The organism is Spirosoma liriopis (genome assembly GCF_023196085.1).
Lineage (GTDB): Bacteria > Bacteroidota > Bacteroidia > Cytophagales > Spirosomataceae > Spirosoma > Spirosoma oryzicola.
This window is the reverse complement of the sequence record NZ_JALPRF010000007.1, coordinates 156,402-176,632: the sequence shown is the minus strand read 5'-3', so window position 1 is coordinate 176,632 and position 20,231 is coordinate 156,402. Positions and strand designations below refer to the sequence as shown.

17 protein-coding genes are annotated in these 20,231 nt (G+C 50.4%); 8 read left to right on the top strand and 9 right to left on the bottom strand.

From position 1 onward, the window contains the following. Positions 1–236 precede the first annotated feature (236 nt). The 7 genes from M0L20_RS25965 to tpx all read left to right on the top strand — a co-directional run bounded on the left by M0L20_RS25965 (position 237) and on the right by tpx (position 8,259). Positions 237–722, top strand: a complete 486-nt coding sequence (locus M0L20_RS25965; protein WP_248480078.1) for an Xre family toxin-antitoxin system antitoxin — start codon at positions 237–239, stop codon at positions 720–722. Positions 723–725: 3 nt separating this feature from the next. Further along, positions 726–1,241, top strand: coding sequence for an RES family NAD+ phosphorylase (locus tag M0L20_RS25960; protein ID WP_248480077.1), 516 nt, complete (start codon positions 726–728; stop codon positions 1,239–1,241). A gap of 279 nt (positions 1,242–1,520) precedes the next feature. Beyond that, entirely contained in the window at positions 1,521–1,856 is a 336-nt protein-coding gene (locus M0L20_RS25955; protein ID WP_248480076.1) for a PadR family transcriptional regulator, read from the top strand. Between the two features lie 3 nt (positions 1,857–1,859). Further along, positions 1,860–4,547, top strand: coding sequence for a permease prefix domain 2-containing transporter (locus M0L20_RS25950; RefSeq protein ID WP_248480075.1), 2,688 nt, complete (start codon positions 1,860–1,862; stop codon positions 4,545–4,547). Positions 4,548–5,040: 493 nt separating this feature from the next. Then, positions 5,041–6,066: a DUF1259 domain-containing protein gene (locus tag M0L20_RS25945; protein WP_248480073.1), complete on the top strand. Its 1,026-nt coding sequence runs from the start codon at positions 5,041–5,043 to the stop codon at positions 6,064–6,066. A gap of 203 nt (positions 6,067–6,269) precedes the next feature. Then, a complete protein-coding gene (locus tag M0L20_RS25940; RefSeq protein WP_248480072.1) occupies positions 6,270–7,415 on the top strand; it encodes a chromate transporter in 1,146 nt (381 codons plus the stop codon). Positions 7,416–7,665: 250 nt separating this feature from the next. After that, positions 7,666–8,259 (top strand): thiol peroxidase, encoded by a 594-nt coding sequence (gene tpx, locus M0L20_RS25935; RefSeq protein WP_248480071.1) that lies wholly within the window; start codon positions 7,666–7,668, stop codon positions 8,257–8,259. Positions 8,260–8,622: 363 nt separating this feature from the next. On the opposite strand, the gene M0L20_RS25930 is transcribed toward tpx, so the two are convergent. The 7 genes from M0L20_RS25930 to M0L20_RS25900 all read right to left on the bottom strand — a co-directional run bounded on the left by M0L20_RS25930 (position 8,623) and on the right by M0L20_RS25900 (position 18,925). Next, positions 8,623–10,077, bottom strand: coding sequence for an alpha-L-fucosidase (locus tag M0L20_RS25930; protein WP_248480070.1), 1,455 nt, complete (start codon positions 10,075–10,077; stop codon positions 8,623–8,625). Positions 10,078–10,221: 144 nt separating this feature from the next. Further along, positions 10,222–10,644, bottom strand: coding sequence for a hypothetical protein (locus M0L20_RS25925; protein WP_248480069.1), 423 nt, complete (start codon positions 10,642–10,644; stop codon positions 10,222–10,224). Between the two features lie 71 nt (positions 10,645–10,715). After that, positions 10,716–12,164 (bottom strand): RagB/SusD family nutrient uptake outer membrane protein, encoded by a 1,449-nt coding sequence (locus M0L20_RS25920; protein WP_248480068.1) that lies wholly within the window; start codon positions 12,162–12,164, stop codon positions 10,716–10,718. 48 nt (positions 12,165–12,212) lie between these two features. Then, the gene (locus M0L20_RS25915) at positions 12,213–15,665 is read right to left on the bottom strand and encodes a SusC/RagA family TonB-linked outer membrane protein (RefSeq protein WP_248480067.1); all 3,453 of its coding nucleotides are present in this window, start codon (positions 15,663–15,665) and stop codon (positions 12,213–12,215) included. Between the two features lie 60 nt (positions 15,666–15,725). Next, complete coding sequence (locus tag M0L20_RS25910; protein WP_248480065.1) at positions 15,726–16,751, bottom strand: FecR family protein; 1,026 nt, start codon at positions 16,749–16,751, stop codon at positions 15,726–15,728. 111 nt (positions 16,752–16,862) lie between these two features. Next, on the bottom strand, positions 16,863–17,489 hold the full coding sequence (locus M0L20_RS25905; protein WP_248480064.1) for an RNA polymerase sigma factor: 627 nt from the start codon (positions 17,487–17,489) through the stop codon (positions 16,863–16,865). Between the two features lie 455 nt (positions 17,490–17,944). Beyond that, on the bottom strand, positions 17,945–18,925 hold the full coding sequence (locus tag M0L20_RS25900; RefSeq protein ID WP_248480063.1) for an alpha/beta hydrolase family protein: 981 nt from the start codon (positions 18,923–18,925) through the stop codon (positions 17,945–17,947). A 55-nt stretch (positions 18,926–18,980) separates the two neighbouring features. Here M0L20_RS25900 and M0L20_RS25895 point away from each other — a divergent pair, with 55 nt between their 5' ends. Next, positions 18,981–19,397 carry a winged helix-turn-helix transcriptional regulator gene (locus M0L20_RS25895; RefSeq protein WP_248480061.1) on the top strand — a complete coding sequence of 139 codons (417 nt, stop codon included), beginning with the start codon at positions 18,981–18,983 and terminating at the stop codon, positions 19,395–19,397. 147 nt (positions 19,398–19,544) lie between these two features. Here M0L20_RS25895 and M0L20_RS25890 read toward each other — a convergent pair whose 3' ends face one another. Next, positions 19,545–19,841 carry a nuclear transport factor 2 family protein gene (locus tag M0L20_RS25890; protein ID WP_248480112.1) on the bottom strand — a complete coding sequence of 99 codons (297 nt, stop codon included), beginning with the start codon at positions 19,839–19,841 and terminating at the stop codon, positions 19,545–19,547. Between the two features lie 10 nt (positions 19,842–19,851). After that, entirely contained in the window at positions 19,852–20,040 is a 189-nt protein-coding gene (locus M0L20_RS25885; RefSeq protein ID WP_248480115.1) for a hypothetical protein, read from the bottom strand. Between the last annotated feature and the right edge of the window lie 191 nt (positions 20,041–20,231).

Below are 20,231 nucleotides of genomic sequence, written 5' to 3'. Positions count from 1 at the left end.
ACACAGCTACTATCCCAACAGCAGCCAGCCGACGCGGAACAGTCAACACAGTTATAAACCGTGAAGAAGCATCTCAATAAATGCCCCATTTGAGACGCAGGTACATGATAAATGTTTGTGTTTACTTCAGTATCATCAAATGGTCGATTAAGCTAAGACAACCTACAAACTTTTTTTTGACTATACGGGTTGTATGTACGTAAAATGTCAGTAACGTTACTGACAAATTGTTACTCATGAAAGCAACTACCGAGAAAGCTCCTAAAGCCAGGTCGGATGCCAAAAAGAGCCTGACGAACAAACTTATCTTTGAGTCAGCCAATACTATGGTGCACATCTTACCCGAGAGAACCGGTCCCTTCGAGCTCATTGCCCAGTCGCGCTCAGGGGTGGCCCATGCCGAAGTACGACAACTGGCTTCGTTGCTGGAGTTAACAATTCGGGAGTTAGCTGTCCTACTGTCGATGAATGAGCGAACGATGGCCCGTCGCTTAGTCAGCGGTTCTTTGAACAAGGTAGAATCTGAACGACTCCTACTGCTCAAAGCCCTGGCGGCCCATGGCCTGCGTGTGTTCGAAGATCAAGGCAAGTTTAACCGCTGGTTACGTCGGCCTCTGGAGATTCTGGAAGCTCAATCTCCTCTACAACTGCTAGACACAGCTACTGGCTTCCAGGTAGTGGATCAGATCTTAGGCCGCATTGAGTACGGCGTTTATAGTTAAGCAATGCCTTTGGTCTACCGTATCCAAAAAAAGCAGTTCATTGAGTCAGTACTAACGGGGGAGGGGGCTCGGTTAAACGGTGGTCGCTGGAATCTACCGGGTACGTCCTTAATCTACACATCAATGACCCCGGAGCTGGCTTTACTAGAAACGCTGGTGCACTTAGACGGTACACCGGTGCGCGATCTGCCGCCGTTTGTACGGGTAAGCATCGAGCTACCGGATGCCATCGAAGCGATCCACATATCGGAGCTGCCCGTCGGTTGGGACGCGCTGAAGTATCCCGAAAGTCTACCGCAGTTTCTACTACCCAAGCTAGTTCCCAGCTATCCCGTCTTGGCCTTTGCCATTCCGTCGGTGATTGTCAAAAATACGCCTTCGCGCAACATCCTGATCAATCCTTTGCACCCGCTGATGAGTCAGGTGAAGGTAGTGGAAGTAGTAGCCCATGAGTTCGATGAACGATTACAGAAACAGGCTACGATGCCAGCTGCTACTACTCGGGTTAAAAAGAGCTAAAGACGGTCTATTTAAGGATACTATCTCGTCTCAGTCCCTATGTGGTGGAGCGGCTCATATCGTTTAAGAATACAAGCATTTTATGAGAATGTTCTCGTGTGTAAATCGGTGATCTTATAATTGGTCCATGCTGGCCTATTACCGGACAGCTTTTGTACGGTTTCGGACAGCCAATTCACATAAACCAAAATAAAGTTCTGATAATTAAACAGTTACACAAATGGCACTCTATTTGTTCAACAACTACTAAAGAAATATGCCTTTTCTAGCCTGATTCATATGAGCCGTACCTACCTAGGTGAGTTTGAAGAGTTGGTCTTGCTCGCCGTGGCCCTCCTCCAACAACAACCTACCGAAGCCTATGGTGTCACCATTGCCGACGAACTCAAGCAACGCACCGGGCGAACCACTTCTGTGACGGGGGTGCATGTGGTCTTATATCGCCTGGAGGAAAAAGGCCTCGTTGGCTCGGCCTTAGGCGGAGCTACCCTGGCCCGGGGCGGACGGCGCAAACGACTATTTACCCTAACGGCGGCTGGTCAGCAAGTACTGCAAGAGATGCGCCAACTCCGGCTGGGATTTTGGGAAGCTTTACCCACCCCTTTCTTTTCCTAGCCTATGAACAAGTCTTTCTCCGACCCATCACCTGAGGACCAAGTGAGCAGGCGGCCGCCCCGCTGGGCCGACCGCCTGCTCACTTGGTTAGCGCCTTCTGAGCTGCTGGAAGAGTTGCAGGGAGATCTGCACGAGCAATTTGTTCAGCGAGTTAACCAAGTCGGTTCCGGGCGAGCCCGTTGGTGGTATGGTCTAGAAGCGCTAAAGGTCATTCGACCCTATTATCTACGGCGTCGAGTGGCCAGCCTGACCAGCCGGCAAAAGGATTTCTTCCCAAAGCGACGAGCTACCACCCATCCTTACTTTACCCCTGAATACCCCTCACCAACTCTACTTAATCCGGATATGATTCGTAACTATTTTAAAATCGCCTGGCGCAACCTGTGGAAAAACAAACTGTTTTCAGTGGTCAATGTACTGAGCTTGTCGCTGAGTATGGCCGTTGGGGTTATTCTGTTTACAGGCCTAAAAGCCACGTTTGATACCGACCATTTTCATCCCCAATCAAATCGAATCGTACGGATACTCACGCAGGAAACAAATAAGGGGCAACAAACCAAATGGGCAACCGCCCCCTTGCTGTTAGCACCCCAACTGGACAGCGTTTCCTTTGTAGAAAAAACGGTAAAGCTACGGCTGGCAGGAAAACATAACCTGCAAACCGACAAAGGTGATGTACCGATTGATATAAAATTTTCAGAGCCTTCTTTTTTTGCCGTGTTTGGCTTTCACTTGTTGTCAGGCAATCCACAAAGCCTTGCCAAGAATCCCACCACCCTTTTTTTAACTCAAAAAACAGCCCAGAAACTATTTGGCAACTCCAATGCCTTAGGGCATACGGTTCAGTTTGAAACGTTAGGTTCTTATACCGTTGGGGGCATCATCCAGGACCCGCCTTTAGAAACTCATCTGCCCATCGAGGCCATGTTATCAATTAATTCTGCTGAACTGCTGGAAAAAAAAGGAGCCATCCCGAGTATGTCACAAGATTGGGGAGGTTTCAAGAGTTCAGCCATTTACGCCCAATTAAATTCAGCCGCTACTGTAGAGCAACTTAATGCAACGCTTCAGAACTATAGTCGGAAATTAGATACAAGCAATCTTCAATTTTTAGCACAAGCCCTAGAAGATATTACCCCTGGAAAAATCGATCTTAAAAATAACCCCAATGCGGGCACTAGTTGGGAAGACGTAAAAACGCAGCTATTCATCATTCTATCATTAACCCTTTTAGCCGCCTTCAATTACATCAGTTTGGCATTGGCGCGTGCTTTCTCCCGGGCGCAGGAAGTAGGTGTTCGCAAAACCATAGGCGCAACAAGAGGGCAAGTTATGGGTCAATTTCTACTGGAATCGACCCTAATTGCCCTGTTAGCTTTGCTGTTTACAGTGCCATGCGTTACTCTTTTAGCCCAGTATATACCTGATATGGATGATGTGACATTCGCCTGGGATATACCCTTACTGGTAGGCTTGATAAGCTACGCCCTAATCACGGGCTTAGTGGCAGGAGCACTTCCGTCCTGGCTGTTGTCAGCGTTTGAGCCAATACAGGTTTTGCGTAAGATGAAGACTATAAAGCTGTTCCGGGGAGTGGCTGTTTACAAAGCGTTGATCGTCGTTCAATTTTCTGTGACCATCCTGTTTATGATATTGGTTGTCATCGTAGCCGATTATGATCGAAAAAACAGGACAGTCATCAGCTCAACCGTACCATCCAATGTTCTGACACTGGATTTGAAAGGTGAGAAGTATCAAAACCTGCAACATGAAATAAGTCAGCTAAGTCAGGTAGAAACGACCTTGGCCACCAACTGGTACTACGAGCCCCTTAAAATGGGTAAAGATTCCGTAACGCTAAACGATAAAACACTGGAACTAAATTACGTAAGTATTGACCCACGCACAATTGAAGCAGAAGGTATCCGCTTACTAGCGGGGCAAAATTTTCCTGAAAGTATGCCCCAAAGTACGGAGCAATATGTGTTGGTGAATGAAGCTGCCGCAACATTACTGGCATCTAAAACAAAGACCCTAGTGGGGCAAAATCTCTTGCTGGACTCGGCCTCTATACAAGTTATTGGCATCTTACCCAATGAGCTTATTGGCCAACAACGTCCTTTACTCTATCGGTATTTGCCCCATGAAATAACTACCCTGACTATAAAAATAAAGCCAAATACAGAAATGCAGGCGATCAAGGCCATTCAATCGGTATGGAAAGACCATTTCCCCCAGAAAACGGCAAATCTTTACAACTTAAAAGCATATCGTTATTCAGGCGAAATCAACGGAGAAATCAGTGGAGAAATGGAAATTTTCGGAGGCTCTGCCCTGATTGTGATGCTGATCGCTGCTTTGGGCATTTTAGGCATAGCCAGTTACTCGGTAGAAACGCGCACCAAAGAGCTGGGTATCAGAAAAGTATTAGGAGCAAACAATATAAAATTGGTGTGGATAGTTACCAAGAATTTTGGCCTTCTTATCCTAATTGCCGGCCTGATTGGTATACCCGGGGGCTTGTTTTGTGGTGATTTACTAAGAAAAGAACTGGGCACTTATCTTGATTTGGGTCTTATAAACGTAAGCATAGCCTTTGGTTTGGTTGCAACAGTCGGGCTTCTGACTGTTCTATCCCAAACCCTTCGAGCGGGACAAATTGAACCGGTAAACGTGTTAAAAGTAGAGTAAAAAAGGGTAACGGATTCATGGGCAGGTTATGACGATGGTAAGGCAGTTAATTCTATTGGGCAAGCCCATGACGAGACTGTAACGACCGACTACCCGTGGCGAGAGAGAAAAGCACATGTTGCTAACAAAATGGCTCGGCAGTGGTAGGGGCGAAGCGATAAGGGTGTAAAGTCAGCTAAGAGTGCACAAATGAGGCCGGGCTGCCGCCGTAAAACGAGATGAGAGCCTATTAGCATGCAGATTAGCTAAGCGCTAATTCATAGATGTCCGTCGCTTAAAACGCCCTATATGGGAAGCAGGTACATGAAGACTCCCCCGTCTCAGGTGGGAGCGCTTTTTGAGATAAAGAAATTTACGACTACCGATTTTCTTAAGCTTTGCCCAGTATTCTTCCGAAAAAATAGGCGAATAGGTAAAGATTATTCAAGTAGTTAAATCCATTCTATTATCGAGTTCCGCCATAGTGTAATCTTGCCCTAAAATCACTCTGGCCATGAAACGGCGAAACTTTCTGCAAACAGCGGCTCTCACCGGCGTCATACCCCTATGCACGGGAGGTAGCTCCAATTCCATTCCGCCCCTAGGGCCAACCCCGCCCTTATCGGCTTCTGAGCAAGAGGCCATTGCGACCGCTTTGGGCAAGAAGGGGACCTATAATGAAGCCCAGGCGACTTACTCAGTGCCCTTGCCCCGCAATGATCTTAACGTAATGGTGAAAGGTGTGCCAGTACCGATTCCCTTCGGCTTTGGAGGCTGGGTAGCCTTCAAAAAGACCCTTGATGGGAAACAGACCGTCATGATGAGTGATACCGTCCTGCTGGAAGCTGAGGTTAATCCGCTCATCGACGCCACTCACGCAGCGGGTCTGGAGGTAGGCGCTATTCACAACCACTTCTTCTATGAGCAGCCCCGCATCGTTTACATGCACCTGCACGGCATGGGCCAGACGGCCGATTTGGCCCGCAAATACACGCAGGCTATTGCCAACACGAAACTGCTTCCGGGCGTCGCCACACCGGCCAATCAGCCAGGTAGCGCGGCTACACCTAACCAAGCGGCTCAGTCGGGTAATAACGCCACCCCAACGCCCCAAAGTACCACGCCGACTGGCAAGGAATTATTCGACTTGCCAGCCTTAGACGAATTGGTGAAGTACAAGGGCGTAGTGAACGGCCCCACCTACAAGTACACCGTCGGGCGCGACGACGTGCAGATTATCGCGATGGGGACCGACATGACGGCTGCCATTGGGCTTAACTCCTGGGCTTCGTTGGCGGGTAAACAGGAAGATGCCCACATGGCTGGCGATATAGCCATGCTGGAAGGGGAAGTCAACGCGGTCGTGCGGGCTTTGCGTGATCATCAGTTGGAAGTCGTCGCCTTACACCATCACATGCTGGGCGAGCAGCCCCGGACGGTGTTCCTGCACTACTACGGGCGGGGGGCAGCCGTCAAACTGGCGAAAGGCTTTCGAGCGGCTCTGGATCAATTAGGCAAAGGTGGATCAATGAAACATTAAGCCGCATAATCTAAATCACTCGTCTGGCCTTTGAAACATCGGGCCAGTATGGATTCACGCCCATTCTCAACAAGATCGTCCGCAAAGGCCCAACCAAGAGCTATTTCGTGGCCCTACCGCTACCAGTTCGTTTTGGTAACGATCATGCGGGTTCCTTCACCGTCGGTTTCCAATTTGGCATCATCTTTTAACTCGTTTTAGCGATGGAATCATCTCAGGCGTCCTATACCCAAACTGATCTAGTTAAATACTTCCTTCGCTTAGGCACCCTAGGCTTTGGGGGACCGCCCGCTCTGGTCAGTGCCATGCACCGTGATCTGGTCATGGAGCGGGGCTGGATCTCGGAAGAAGACTACCGGGAAGGCATAGCCCTGGCCCAGTTAGCACCAGGGCCTTTAGCCGCTCAGCTATCCATTTATCTAGGGTATGTTCATTATGGAGTTTCGGGGGCAACCCTGGCCGGATTGGCCTTTGTACTGCCTTCGTTTGTGATGGTACTGGCCCTAAGCTGGGCCTACGTCCAGTTCAACGGCTTTCCCTGGATGCAGGCTATTTTCTATGGCATCGGTGCCGCCGTCATTGGCATCATTGCGATGGGCACCTACAAACTGACCCTAAAAACGGTGGGTAAAGACACACTGGGCTGGGTTCTCTTTGCCATTTCGGCCCTGGCGACGGCTCTAGCTGAGCAAGAGATCCTAGGGCTGGTGCTCTTGTCAGGGGGCATTTACTGGCTGGTTAAAACGTCGGACTTCTTTCAAACCGGCGTAGGCAGCGGCTATGCACCGTTCTTGTTGCAAGCCCTCACGGTGCCCACCGATTCACTGCTGTGGAAACTGGCCCTGTTCTTTACCAAAGCGGGCGCTTTTGTCTTTGGCAGTGGACTAGCCATTGTGCCGTTTCTGTATGGTGGGGTGGTCAAGGAATACGGTTGGCTTACCGAACAGCAGTTTTTAGATGCAGTGGCGGTGGCCATGATCACACCCGGGCCGGTGGTGATTACCGTTGCCTTTATTGGCTACCTAGTGGCTGGATTTCCAGGCGCCTGCGTGGCTGCCGTGGCTACGTTTCTGCCCTGTTATCTGTTTACAGTGCTGCCCGCCCCTTACTTCAAACGCTGGGGGAAGCATCCAGGGGTGAGGGCCATCGTCGATGGTATTACCGTGGCCGCAGTGGGAGCCATTGCCGGGGCGGTGGTGGTGTTGGCCCGTCGGCAGTTGGTGGATGTACCTGCTATTGTGATCGCGGTTGGCACGCTGGGGCTACTTTACCGAGTCAAGAAACTTTCTGAGTTATACCTAATTGGGGGAGCAGCATTAATAGGTCTTCTGTTGCGCTATTATACTTAGCAAAAGGCGTTTACTACAAATCTTCTAAAAAGCCCCATTACAGACGCCTATGGATGAGGACTAGACGTTTGTCTCAGGTGGGAATGTAAAAAAAAAGGAAATTATTCGATAACCGCTTTCGTAAATCAGATAAACCTATTTAATGAGGTTCGATGTTGCGAAGTGATCGCTTCTAAACGTATACCTAATTGATATTGGTCAATGTTTTCTTAGTACATTTGGAGAACTACCATCAATGGAATGCCCCTTTATGACCGATATCAAAAACTCTATGCAAACCTTTAAAATCTTTTTTCTGGGTCTGGCAGGCATACTCATTACAGGTTGCGCTCTGGCGCAAACCACCGGCACGGCCATTACGCTAGGTGGGAAAACAATTCATACCGTTGGTAAACTCCCTGCGGTTGGAACATCGGTTAAAGAGGTCACCTTGACGGGTGTTGATTTGAAGGATAATACGCTAGCTGATTACAAAGGCAAATATGTGATCATGAATATTTTTCCTAGTGTAAATACAGGGGTTTGTTCTAAATCAGTACGGAAATTTAATGAGGATGCAGCTGGCCTAAAAAACACCACCGTACTCTGTATTTCCAAAGACCTGCCTTTCGCCCAAAAAGCTTTTTGTGGCGCGGAAGGTATTAAAAATGTGGTGATGCTTTCGGATTTCAGAACTGATTTTGGCAATTCCTACGGCGTGCAAATTGCCGATGGCCCCATGAAAGGTTTGTTAAGTCGTGCGGTAATCGTGGTGAATCCCGAAGGAAAAATTATCTACGAACAGCAGGTACCAGAAATAGGTCAAGAGCCTGATTACGCTGCTGCCTTGGCTGTCATTAAGTAGTGTTTGAGAGCTAGTATTAACAGGCTTCAACGATAGGATACAAAAAACGCTCTGGCCACCAGCCAGAGCGTTTTTTGTGGTAACAAAGTAAAGAAAAATATATGGATATTCTGCCTCCACTCAAAGCAGCGTTTACTGAGAATAGGTAACGCACGCTTTTAATGTGATGAAAAATAAAGTTTTTACTTCTTCGACTTGCTAACTAGTCTTGAAAACGGTATGTGATTTTACGGCGGAGTTTGATTGATCAAACTTCGCCATTGATAAGCGCACAGATGGGCGCATTGATGACGGTCATTGCTGCAAAGCCGGTCTGCTGTAAGCTGCTAATCTAAAGCATAATTCAACAAATCGTCATGGCCATTACGGCTGTTTATATATACCAAATGTATGAATGGCTAAACTAGCCTTGCCAGAATCAACTCGCAACCTAACGCTTGATGCCGTTACGGGCTTGAACTTGACCAACCACTTGTAACCAATGGATTGTTTGTTGGTTGCCTCCGGGATAGCTACCCATTTTTTTCCATCCGATGAATAATCCACCGACCAACCCGTGGTACGGTGACCCAGTTCAATAACCTCCTGCAACATCAATACGTCAAATGTTTTCTTTTGGCCCAGATTAAACGTTATTGTGTCCGTAACAGCTTTATCATTCGTTGCGTAATAAGTACGCTCGTTGTCATCGATCATATTAGTCGGTTTATAATCACCCCCCCGTGGATGGAGTGATTTAACGACGGCACCAGTTGCTAGATTGGTTTTGAAGGTAGCCTTAATTAACTGTTGTAATCCAGCTGCCCTTGCCGAATCGATGGCCGAAATCAGCCCACGTTTATCAGGTGGAAAATTCAATAACAGTACGCTGTTATGACCAACTGAGTTGAAATAAAGATTCCATAAATCAGCCACACTTTTTACCTGCGTATCCTCTTCCTTGTGATAAAACCAACTGGGACGAATCGACACATCAACCTCGGCTGGTACGTAAGCGGTACCATTCACCTCACCATGGTTTAACTGAGCAATATGCGATTCTTCTTCTCGAATCGAAACTGGGTTGATTGTGGACCAGCATGGATCGCCGGATAAGCCGGATTCGTTACCCATCCAGCGGCAGTCGGCATAGCGGTATGAGTTTTTAGTGCCAAAAACAACACAGTTGGGTTGCAGTGTGCGGACCGTATCCGCCCAGCGATCATAAAAAGAAGACGTGATTTGATCAGCACCGGCACCATCCCACCATATTTCCCAGACAGGACCATAGTTGCGCAGTAACTCTGATAATTGACTGGCGTAATAAGTGCTGTAATCAGGTGTGCCGTACCGTGAATCATGGCGGTCGTGGGGCCCCAGATAGATGCCTGCTTTTATACCCGAGTCCTGGCAAGCATTGGCAAACTCGCGTACAACATCACCCTTACCATCTTTCCAGGGGCTATTTTTTACCGAATAATTTGTATGGGCGGTAGGCCAGTTGCAAAAGCCGTCAGCATGCTTGGCCACGAAGATGGCAGTCGAAATACCGGCGCTCTTCAGTACGCTTGTCCACTGATTACAGTTTAACGCCGTAGGATTAAATAGGTGCGGGCTCGCCGTACCGTCGCCTTCATTAACCTCGGCAAACGTATTCATTCCGAAATGAAAGAAAGCGATCATTTCTCGGTGGTACCATTCAATTTGTCTGGCGTTGGGCACTGGTCCAACGGGAGTCGGCGGTGGTTGGGCAATGGCAGTGGTCGCCATCGAAACGCAGGCTATTGCGCCTACTCCAAAGTGCGTTTTTAGTCGAGCTAAAATGTGTTTTAACTGCATACAGATACTTATCGAAAAAAATAAATAAACGGCTTTGTCATTGATTGTCTGACTGATGAACACAGTTTTCCCATCGCCACGAGTTGCTGGCTAGAATGTGACGAGAAATGAAATGCCAGTCTGACTTGTACCAACCCGACGTTATTATTTGCCCGATTGCCTAGCAAGCGAAAATCGGCGAATTTCGTAAACGAGCTGGTTCTTGCCCGAGAACAGCGGTTCCTGCATTTTGCGAAGGACTAATTTGCCGCGTGAGAACGCCAGAATACGAAAGCTGCTTAATACAGTACCAGTCTTGCCGACGTACTGCAACGAATCGCCGTTGATGACCCGGTAGCGGACAGGTCGCGCTTCAGCTTCCTTCCGCATGGTCATCGTGCCCGTACCGTCATAGTCGTAGATAATGTTGTCGGCATCGTTTTGTACGGCTTTTCGTTCCGTAAACCCGTTGGCATAGCGGTAGATGGAATCGGTCTTCCAGGCTCCTTTCAGGTCAGCCTCAGTTACGCGGAGCTTTGATTGACAGCCCATCAGCAGTAGGGTAACAAGTAAGAATAAGTAGGGCATTTACAGACTTTGGATAAGGTTTAAATGGTGTCAGAGCGGGACCACTAGCCCGGCCTGACACCACTAGCCTGTTAATTCACATAGTACTGGTTCTGCTTCAGCACCCCGTTGCTCAGGTCGATTTCGCGCTGGGGCAGGGGAAAATAATAGTGCTTGGGCTTGACGAACGTACGGCCGGGTTTGTATGGACCCCGGTCTTTTTTATAATGCGACACAATGTCGATCAGGCCCGCTTTATCCCAGCGCATGAGGTCCTGATGCCGTTCGTTTTCACCCGCCAGTTCGACCCGACGCTCGTGCATGATGTCGGTCATGGTCGCACCCGTTTTCGCTTTCAGACCCACCCGCTTCCGTACGGTATTCAGCTCGGTATCGCCACTTTGTCCAGACCGAATTTTAGCTTCGGCGACCAGCAGATAGACGTCCGACGTCCGAAGCCAGGGGGCGTTGAGTCCCTGATCCATGTCGCCGGCGTCGGTGAAACCGGTGTATTTACGGAACGCATGTCCCGTCACACGGGTCAGGTCGGGCGTAAACGTGCTGATACCGTTCGCTTTCCGATCGACTTTATCTCCATCGACCAACACGGTATAAACCCGGCGTGGGTCACCCGTTTCAAACTCGTTGACGAGGTCGGCGATGGGTTCGTGAAAACCCCAGCCACCCCATGAGCCCACTGTATGATAGTAAGCCGGCGAGTCATCAGTCGTCCAACCCGATTTGTATTGCAACGAGAACAGGATTTCAGAGTTGTTTTCCGTATCAAGCTGAAAGTTCTGGTCGAAGCTAGGAGCCAGCTGATAGGCCGTGTTACCAATCACTTTGTTACCACTGGCAATGGCTTTGGCCCACTGCGACTGGTACACATATAGCTTGGTCAGAAAACCGTTGGCGGCTCCCTGCGTGGCCCGGCCTACGTCGCTGCCACCGTACGACACCGGAAGCAGACTGGCCGCTTTCAGGAAGTCCGATTCTGCCTGTGCCTGCACTTCAGCTAGTGACGATTTAGCTTTGTTGAAATTACCGGCCAGTACATCGGCTTCGAGCAGGATAGGTACTTCACCGTAGATAACCGCCAGCCGCCAGTACACGAAGCCACGCAGGAAGTACGCTTCGCCCAGGCTACGATTGCGGATGCTCTCGTCCATCGTCACCTTCGGTGCGTTGATCAGCACAGCGTTAGCGCGGGAAATCACTTCATATTTGGTCGACCAGGTGTTCAGGATGTGGGTATTGGTCGGATCGAAGGTGAACAGTTCAAGCGACGTTTCGTCGGGGTGATCGCCTGCCCGGTTCATGTCATCGGAGCAGTTATCGAAGGTGTATTCGGTGTGCGCGAAACCGTCTTCGTCGAGCAAGGGCGCGTAAATTGCGTTGGTCGCCGATACGACATCGTCACCATTGCGCCAGAATTTGTTCGACGCTGTCAGGCCGTAGGGCGTCGATTCGAGCAAATTTTTCTGGCAGCCCGTGAGGCTCAATATGAGCAGTAGACTAGCCAATGTGTTTATATGTTTCATTGGAGAAAAAGCTTTTGTAAGTGTCGTTACAGACAGAATTCGGTGGGTTTAAAAAGCCAGTGTCGCACCCAGCGTGAAGGTGCGAGCTTGTGGATACTGCGCGTAATCGACGTTTTGTTGTGCGTACTGCCCCTGCGACCGGTCGCCATCAGCAAAGCCCAATTCGGGGTTCAGGCCAGCATACTTCGTGAACGTAAACACGTTCTGGCCCGTCACGTAAATACGCGCCTGCGACAGACCAAACCGGTTCATCAGCGTTTTAGGTAGTGTATAACCGAGGGTCAGGTTTTTCAGACGTAGGAAGTCCCCCCGCTCGATGAACAGGTCGGAGGTGCGGAAGTTGCGGTTCGAGTTGGTGATGCTGACGCGCGGTACGCTATTGCTCGTGTTCTGGCCGGTCCAGCGGTTCGTTTCCTCGGCGTAGAGGTTAAACGAGTAACTGGCGTCGAGTCCCTGCATCCGGTCGGCGTTGTAAATGTCGACGCCACCCTGTCCGAGGAAGAAAAGGGTCAGGTCGAAGCCCTTGTAGTTTAGTCCCGTATTCAGACCGTAGGCGACTTTCGGTTGTGGACTGCCTAGGATTGTGCGGTCGTTGTTGTCGATCACGCCGTCGCCGTTCAAATCCTGGAAGCGTACATCGCCGGGACGAATTAGCCCCTGTGTCCGGCGTGGGTCGTTGGCCAGGGCCGGGTCAGCGTCGATCTCGCCCTGCGTCTGATAGAGGCCATTGGTACGCCAGCCGTAGAACGTGCCGTACGCATAGCCCTCGTAGCTGCGGGTAATTTCCTGATCGGTGCGGCCGTAGGTCTGCGATCCGAGGAAGCTGCCGGGAGTCAGCAGTTTGGTGATCCGGTTCTTGATGAACGTCGCGTTACCGCTAACCGACAGGGTCAGGTTGCCGACTTTCTGTTGATAGCTTAGTTCCAGCTCCAATCCCTGGTTGCGTAGCTGCCCTACGTTCTGATCGGGAATGGTGGCCCGGCCCAGTGTACCCAGTGAGGGGGGCGATAGCAGCATGTTCTTCGTATTCTTGATAAAGTAGTTGACCGACGCTCGCAAACGGTTTTGCAGGAAGCCTGCTTCGAGCCCAAAGTTGCTCATCTCAGCCGTTTCCCAGCCGATGTTGGCATTGGCCAACCGTCCCTGTGCAGAACCCGACGTATTCTGATCGCCGAACGAGTAGCGGTAGTTTGAATTAATGAGCGCCAGGTATTGTAACGAGCTGACGTTCTGGTTTCCTAACTGACCCCATCCGCCGGTCAGTTTCAGGTTGCTAATGGTCGACAGGGCGCTCTTGAAAAACAGTTCGTCGGAGATACGCCAGCCGAGCGAGAAGGCGGGGAAGTAACCCCACTTGTTACCTGGTGCAAACTTCGATGAACCATCGGCGCGGAACGTAGCCGTTAGCAGGTAGCGATCTTTGTAGGCGTAAGTGCCCCGGCCAAATACCGATTGTAGGGCATCGTAGCTGCGGCCTCCGTCCTGTCCATTGCCAATGGCGACAATCGAACTGGCATAACGCATGTACCGAAGATCGGCATCTTCGCTGGCAAATTCGCGGCCCCGCGTTCCCGAATACAGGTCGTTGAAGGTCTGCGAGGTGTAGCCGCCCACCAGTCCAATCGTATGCTGACCGAACGATTTGTCGTACGACAGGAAGTATTCCTGTAAAAAGGCCCAGTACTTATCATTCGTGAGTGTCAGCTGGTTATACTGGTTAGTGCGGTATTGATCGGTGATTTTGACGCCAAATTCGCGCGTGTTGGTGAACGTTGCATCGAGAGCCAGGTTGGCGCGGGCTTTGAGTCCTTTCACGATCTCAAACTCACCCGTTACGCTTCCCAGCAACCGGTTGCGAGCGTTGTCTTTATCCTGCGTGTCAATGGTGTACTGCGGGTTGTTGATGTCGCCGAACGCGCCTTTCCCCTGTGTGGTGCTATAGGTGCCATCGGCGTTCATCACCGGCAGACCGGGGTGAAACCGGATCGCGCTCCACAGCAGTCCGTCCTGCGCCGAGAGCGTGTTGGGTGCGTTGTCGTGCGTATTGGTAAACTGGAGATTCTGCCCGATTTTGAGCCGCTCGGTGATTTTATGATCCGAGTTGATGCGGAACGTGTAGCGTTTGTAATACGAGTTGCCGATGATACCCGTTTCGTTATAATAACCCCCCGAAATGGCAAACGATGAATATTTACCACCCCCGCGTAGCGCCACGTCCAGATTTTGCGTAGTCCCCTGCCGAAGTATCTGGTCCTGCCAGTTGGTTTGCTGGGTCTGGTATTGCGCATCCTGCCAGATCGATGGAACCGTCAGACCGTCGTTGGTGTAGGCTTCTCGCTTGATGGCGGCCAGCGTGGGCGCGTCGAGTACGGGTAGTGTTTTGATACGGTTCGAAACGCCCGTGTAGCCGTTGACGCTGAACCGAAGTTTATCGTCGAACCGGCCCCGTTTTGTTGTGATCAGGACAACGCCGTTAGCCGCCCGCGTTCCGTAAATCGCGGAGGCCGATGCATCTTTTAATACGTCGATACTCTCAATGTCGTTGGGGTTGACGTCGTTCATGCTACCGGCTGGCACCCCGTCGATGACGATCAGCGGGTCGGCGTTATTGACCGTACCTAGACCCCGAATACGAATAGAGCCCGCATTACCCGGCGCACCACCGTTCCGGACGACGTTGACACCCGCTGCTCGACCCTGTAGAGCCTGCTGCGCACCACCCGAAGGTAGGTTCTGAATGTCGGCCCCTTTCACAGCCGAGATGGCCCCGGTCACGTCTTTCTTTTCCTGCGTACCATACCCAACGACTACCACTTCACCCAACTGCTGCACGTCGTTTTTTAGCGTTACGTTGATCGTTGCACGATTGCTGACGGGTACTTCCTGGGTACTATAGCCGATAAACGAAAAGACCAGCGTGCCGTTTGCGTCAGGAACGGTCAACGAATAGTCGCCGTCAGTGTTAGTAACGGTACCGGTGTTTGTACCTTTCAGTAGAATGCTGACACCCGGAATTGCCTGTCCATCCTCGCCCGTCACCCGGCCCCGTATCGTTACAGCCAGGGTCTGCCCTGCGTTGGAAAGCTGCGATTGAAAGCCGGTTGGGGTTAATGCGGAAGATGGTGTTTTAAGTTCTGCCTGCTTGACCGATTTTACAATGAATACGCCTTTTTTGACCTGTTTTACCGTCAGGTTTTGGGACGTCAACAGGCGGCTTAAGGCGGCTTTCAGGTCGGCTGCCTGCATCCAGTCGTCCGACGGTATGGGTCGGTTATCGAGAGTGGTAGCTGCGTAGCCAATCGTTACACCGTAGCGTCGTTCCAGTTCGGCGAGGGCCTCGCGGGTTGACCAAACGGTTTTGGGACGGCGAACGGACTGACTCTGCCGAGTCGTCGCCAACTGGAGAGAGGCAGCCGGTTGCGCGTTTAGCAACTGACAGCTTAGCAATGTAAGCAGCAGTCCAGTCGCAATGGTTCGGTAAGTGGGTAAATCGTTCATCATGTAACGGGTAGTCGGGGGATTTTTATTGGTAAGTCGGTTATCAGGAGTCAATGTCCCAGTTTAACGTTTCGGTGTGATTCGGACGTGTTTTGGGGAGAGAGTAGATACAGTAAGGTCATTGGCCTCGGCGATAGCGGCCAGCAATATGTCGGGATCACGGGTGGGTAGATGGATAGTCATTCGGAGATTCCGTAATGTAGAATCAGCAAAATCAATCCGGTAGCCGAGATCTTGGATGAGTAGATCGGCCATTTCGCCCAGTGTGGTATTATCGAAAATAAACTGTCGTGTCGTCCAGGCGCTGTATACGGCTGGTTCGACTCGCCGACGAACGATCGGCTGTTTTGTACTCGCAGGTACATCAATCAGTTCGCCGGGTACCATGTTGATGGGCGTCGACTGGCTGGCTACGTGCAGGCGTACGCGTCCGCTATTGAGGACGATGCGTGTTTGCCGAGCCTGTTCATTGACGGAAAAAACGGTTCCTAGCACTTCGACCTGTAGCTGATTGGGCGTCTTTACGACGAATTGTTGGTTGTTCGGCTGATGGGTAACCGAGAACTGCGCCTTGCCCGTCAGCCATACCGTCCGTGGCTCGTCAGCCGCCCACTGTTGGGAAAACCGTATTGAAGCATCCGTATTCAATACGACTGTCGACCCATCGGGTAGCTTTATCGACCGGGGAGCCTCTGCAAATCCACTGTATTCAACTATGCCCGTATTCATTCGGTAAATGATGAGGCCCAATACCAGTACCAAAAGGCTACTCAGCACAATACCCAGCCGACGTCTTGGGGAGGGTACTGGACGACAATGACGAATCGTGTAGGGGAGGTCTGGCTTGTCTTTACGGGCCTGAATAGCGGCCCAGACCGTTGCCTGTGCGTCAGCCGGTGGGGCAGTGGGCGAAAGCTGCCACATCGTTACCAACTGCCGGGCCAGTCGAACGTCGTCGGCTTTATGAGGGTGCTGGTTCAGCCAGACTTTCCAAACAGCCGCGTTTGCGGATTCGGGGTGTTTTACCCAATTAATAAAATCAGGATGGGCCGCCAGCTCTTCCGCCGTAAAATGATCGTATTGATGCATGCCTGCTCGCCGTAATCCGTGGACGACAGCCTAACGTTTCTAGTTTCAGAAGGGCAATGGCAGCTTTACGTTGGTTTTACCGGTTTTTTAGAAAGAATTTTTTAAAATAAATTACGGTCCAGTCTCTAGGCTACTTCGAACGTGATCGAGTAGACAACATAAGACGGGTACTAGCCAGGTAAAGTGGGATGGGTTTAGTTGCCTGCGTAGTTTTTCCAGCGCTTCATGGACCAGATTATAGACACTTCGTGTTTTGAGCGTCATGATCTCGGCTATTTCAGCATAGGACAGCTCGTTGGTATAGAGCAATGTGATTGCCTCTCTCTGACGGTTCGTTAGTTGGTTGATCGCTTGCTGCAACTGAGCCTGTCGCTGCTGGTTTGTTTCCTGCACGATCAATTCGAATTCATGAGAGACAGATTGTTTAACCGGGTTAGTTTCATCAAGGGCTGCAACGGATATAAAAGGGGCTTGCCTGCGAACGGCCCGGTACACGTGCCGACGCATTGCTTTAAGTAGGTAGAATTTAATAGGTACATCAGTCGCCAGATTTCGGCGGCTTCGCCAAATTTCAATAAACAAGGTTTGAATGCAATCCTTTATCAATTCTTCATCCTGAACAATATGATAGCCATATTGATACAAGGTGGAGAAATACGTTGAATAGATAGTCGAAAAAGCTTGTTCATTACCAGCCTGAAACTGCTGCCATAACTCACGTTCATTCGAAGTATCCATTCGTTTGTCGGTTCCAAAGCTCTGAATCGCAGCAACAGTCTGATGTCCATCGGACAGATAGTCAGAAGAAGACCGTTTCTACTGGTTATGACGAAGCTACTAAATATTTAGTGATAAATACCTAGGCCTAGTTGGAATACTAGTGGGCTCGCAGAGATAGTGGGACCGCCCCCCAACAAAGCGTAGGAGTCCAGCGGAATGACGAGGGTGGCGTACAGAAGCTAATTCAGTGATCTGAACGACCGTAGAGACTAGTTCACTGAATGCTTGCCTACGGTTTCTGCTTAACAGAAAGGCCTTCTTTAAGATGCAGCTATATGAATTTTCTTTTGGCAAAGTAAAGAGAGTTAATTTAGACAGGGATGTTTGTTGCTTTGTTTCCATCAGGCCTATTTGCTCACGCGAAGTCCCCGGACCACAAAGGCCAATAACGCTGCATCAACAAGCCCTATACGCTATTTAACTTCGACTCGACCGAGCGGATGAGCCCCCTCCAACAGGTGGTGAACCGCCATAGACCAGGCAGGATCGCTTGGATAAAGAGCGCTCCGCAGATAAGCCCAAGTAAGCCGTTGGACCATGGCTACCCGCTCAGGACTCTCATCTGTGGTCTCAGTCACTAGATACCCGCTGATCCCGCCTAACATATGTTCGGCCCCAAATAAACTAACTAGCCCGTTTGCCCCTGGACTTAAGTGATACGAATCGGTGAACCAATCGGGCCCTCGTTGAGTCAGGGGGGAGTAGTCCTGGTCGCCGGCTACTACCAGAGTAGGCGTAGTCAGGTGCGCATAACTCTGGTTTAGATGGGGGAAGTGTTCGGCCCCGAACAGACTTAGGTCCTCTCCACCCTGACCACCTGCACTCAGTAGGACCCCCACTTTAATGCGGGAATCAGACAAGTCAGCGCCCAAGCGACCATCTCCCTCAATAACTCGAGTACCCAACAGCACACCGACTGTTTGAGCCCCGAACGAATGACCAACGGCTGCAATCCGGGTTAGGTCAAGGCGTCCCTTCAAGCCTGGAAAGGCCTCTTCAATCAACGCCAGCTGGCCAAGGATCTGTTTCATATCCGCTACGCGATAGCGCCACATGGCCTCTTTTCGAGGATCACTTAGATAGGCTTTCACCGCTTCGCCATGAGACGCTTTAGGATCCGAGCTGAGCGTTCTGGAATCAAGAAAGGTCGGCTGAACGACCACAAAGCCGTGAGCAGCCCAGTAGTTGACTAAGGGTTCGTACCCGTTTGCGGATGAACCGAAGCCATGAGCAAACAAGATAAGAGGAAGGTGACTACCCGTCAGTGGGGCTGATACCCGCAAGGTTAGATCGTGTCCCCGTTCTGGTGCGGAGAGAACAATCGGATAAAAGGAGAGAACGGGGGTGGGCGTGGTACCCGTTTCATCGGGGCTAAGCGTTAGTAGCTTACTCATATACGCTTTATTATTAATTTGTTTGAGTGGCAAAGTTCATATCTATCGCTTTACTTTGTACAGTAGTTTCCCAAAGGGAAGTGGTATCCTGGAAGGAAGTGGCTTCAGACAAACGATGGCAAAACGCACGCACGGGGAAGAAACTTCTTCGGATTGCAAGCCGTATCTACGGGCTATCCAGGATGCGCAGGACATTTTAGGGGGGAAGTGGAAAATAAAGATTATCGGCAGCCTGGCCTTTAGCAACAAGCGCTATATGGAACTGCAACGGGTAGTGGCAGGAATCGGCTCTAAAATGCTGTCAAAAGAGTTGCAAGAACTGGAAGTAAATGGCTTGGTCAAACGGTCAATCATAGCCACTAGGCCTATTACTGTAGAATACGAGCTCACGGAGTATGGACGTACGCTCCAGCCCGTACTGGACGCGCTGGCGCATTGGGGGCAGGCTCACCGGACTAAGATGATGAATTAGTCGTTATAGCCTACAGCCACTGGCGTCGCCTAGCCTATTGGGCTTCTAAATAAGGTCGCCAGACAGTTATCGACACGACCGTTTCAAGGATACGCCAATCCCTGTAGTCTTAGGAGTGAAGGTATTTTGACAAAGAGATTAACCCGACTAGTCTTCGATGGGAGCGGCTATCGCTTCGCTGAGGCTATAAGTGGCCAGACCCTCACAGGTAGCTATCAGAACGGCCGTATCCAAATTGGCCCGCAAATACACCACCTTGCCCCAACGCATTTTGATTAGGTGTATCCCCTCATTGACATAGCTTGATCCGTCGGCGGGGGTAGCTCGGTCGGTCCATTCCACGGCGATAGTCGTCAGCCAGGGCCACCCGCTAACAGTTATACTACGAATCACAAAATTGAGCCCGGGAAAAAGCCGAAACAAGCGAGCAGACCATTGCCGCATGGCAGGAACACTATGACGGGTTCCCCCCAGGGCATGCTGGCCGCTGAAGGTATGGGTAATCGAGGGGGGACATGCCCTTGAGCATGGATTCATAGTCGCCCTGGCTTAAGCGCTCAAAATTGTGGTGGACAATCGTTTCGACAATGCGATGGTACATGGGGGTAGCGATTAGCTGAGTAAGTCGCACCAGCGGTTGCATCTGTTTTGCGGTACTTAAAGAGAACTATCTGTGGCATTTACAGTTCGGTTTGAGCACCCTGTTTGTAGACAAAAATTGTACATATCTCATCTACAAGCCTTTTTTGGGAATAAATAAAAGGCGTAACTTGATAAGCAGAAGTCATTCCCGTCGTCTTATCTATTGTATTTTTTCAAGTCTACTTGGGTAAG

What these genes read in the sequence shown, in the direction of transcription:
- M0L20_RS25945 (WP_248480073.1), top strand. Translation starts at nt 5,041, where the DNA reads ATGAAACGGCGAAACTTTCTGCAAACAGCGGCTCTCACCGGCGTCATA.
- M0L20_RS25960 (WP_248480077.1), top strand. Translation starts at nt 726, where the DNA reads ATGCCTTTGGTCTACCGTATCCAAAAAAAGCAGTTCATTGAGTCAGTA.
- M0L20_RS25940 (WP_248480072.1), top strand. Translation starts at nt 6,270, where the DNA reads ATGGAATCATCTCAGGCGTCCTATACCCAAACTGATCTAGTTAAATAC.
- M0L20_RS25920 (WP_248480068.1), bottom strand. Translation starts at nt 12,164, where the DNA reads ATGAAACATATAAACACATTGGCTAGTCTACTGCTCATATTGAGCCTC.
- M0L20_RS25910 (WP_248480065.1), bottom strand. Translation starts at nt 16,751, where the DNA reads ATGCATCAATACGATCATTTTACGGCGGAAGAGCTGGCGGCCCATCCT.
- M0L20_RS25965 (WP_248480078.1), top strand. Translation starts at nt 237, where the DNA reads ATGAAAGCAACTACCGAGAAAGCTCCTAAAGCCAGGTCGGATGCCAAA.
- tpx (WP_248480071.1), top strand. Translation starts at nt 7,666, where the DNA reads ATGACCGATATCAAAAACTCTATGCAAACCTTTAAAATCTTTTTTCTG.
- M0L20_RS25905 (WP_248480064.1), bottom strand. Translation starts at nt 17,489, where the DNA reads ATGGATACTTCGAATGAACGTGAGTTATGGCAGCAGTTTCAGGCTGGT.
- M0L20_RS25955 (WP_248480076.1), top strand. Translation starts at nt 1,521, where the DNA reads ATGAGCCGTACCTACCTAGGTGAGTTTGAAGAGTTGGTCTTGCTCGCC.
- M0L20_RS25930 (WP_248480070.1), bottom strand. Translation starts at nt 10,077, where the DNA reads ATGCAGTTAAAACACATTTTAGCTCGACTAAAAACGCACTTTGGAGTA.
- M0L20_RS25950 (WP_248480075.1), top strand. Translation starts at nt 1,860, where the DNA reads ATGAACAAGTCTTTCTCCGACCCATCACCTGAGGACCAAGTGAGCAGG.
- M0L20_RS25885 (WP_248480115.1), bottom strand. Translation starts at nt 20,040, where the DNA reads ATGCAACCGCTGGTGCGACTTACTCAGCTAATCGCTACCCCCATGTAC.
- M0L20_RS25890 (WP_248480112.1), bottom strand. Translation starts at nt 19,841, where the DNA reads ATGCGGCAATGGTCTGCTCGCTTGTTTCGGCTTTTTCCCGGGCTCAAT.
- M0L20_RS25900 (WP_248480063.1), bottom strand. Translation starts at nt 18,925, where the DNA reads ATGAGTAAGCTACTAACGCTTAGCCCCGATGAAACGGGTACCACGCCC.
- M0L20_RS25925 (WP_248480069.1), bottom strand. Translation starts at nt 10,644, where the DNA reads ATGCCCTACTTATTCTTACTTGTTACCCTACTGCTGATGGGCTGTCAA.
- M0L20_RS25915 (WP_248480067.1), bottom strand. Translation starts at nt 15,665, where the DNA reads ATGATGAACGATTTACCCACTTACCGAACCATTGCGACTGGACTGCTG.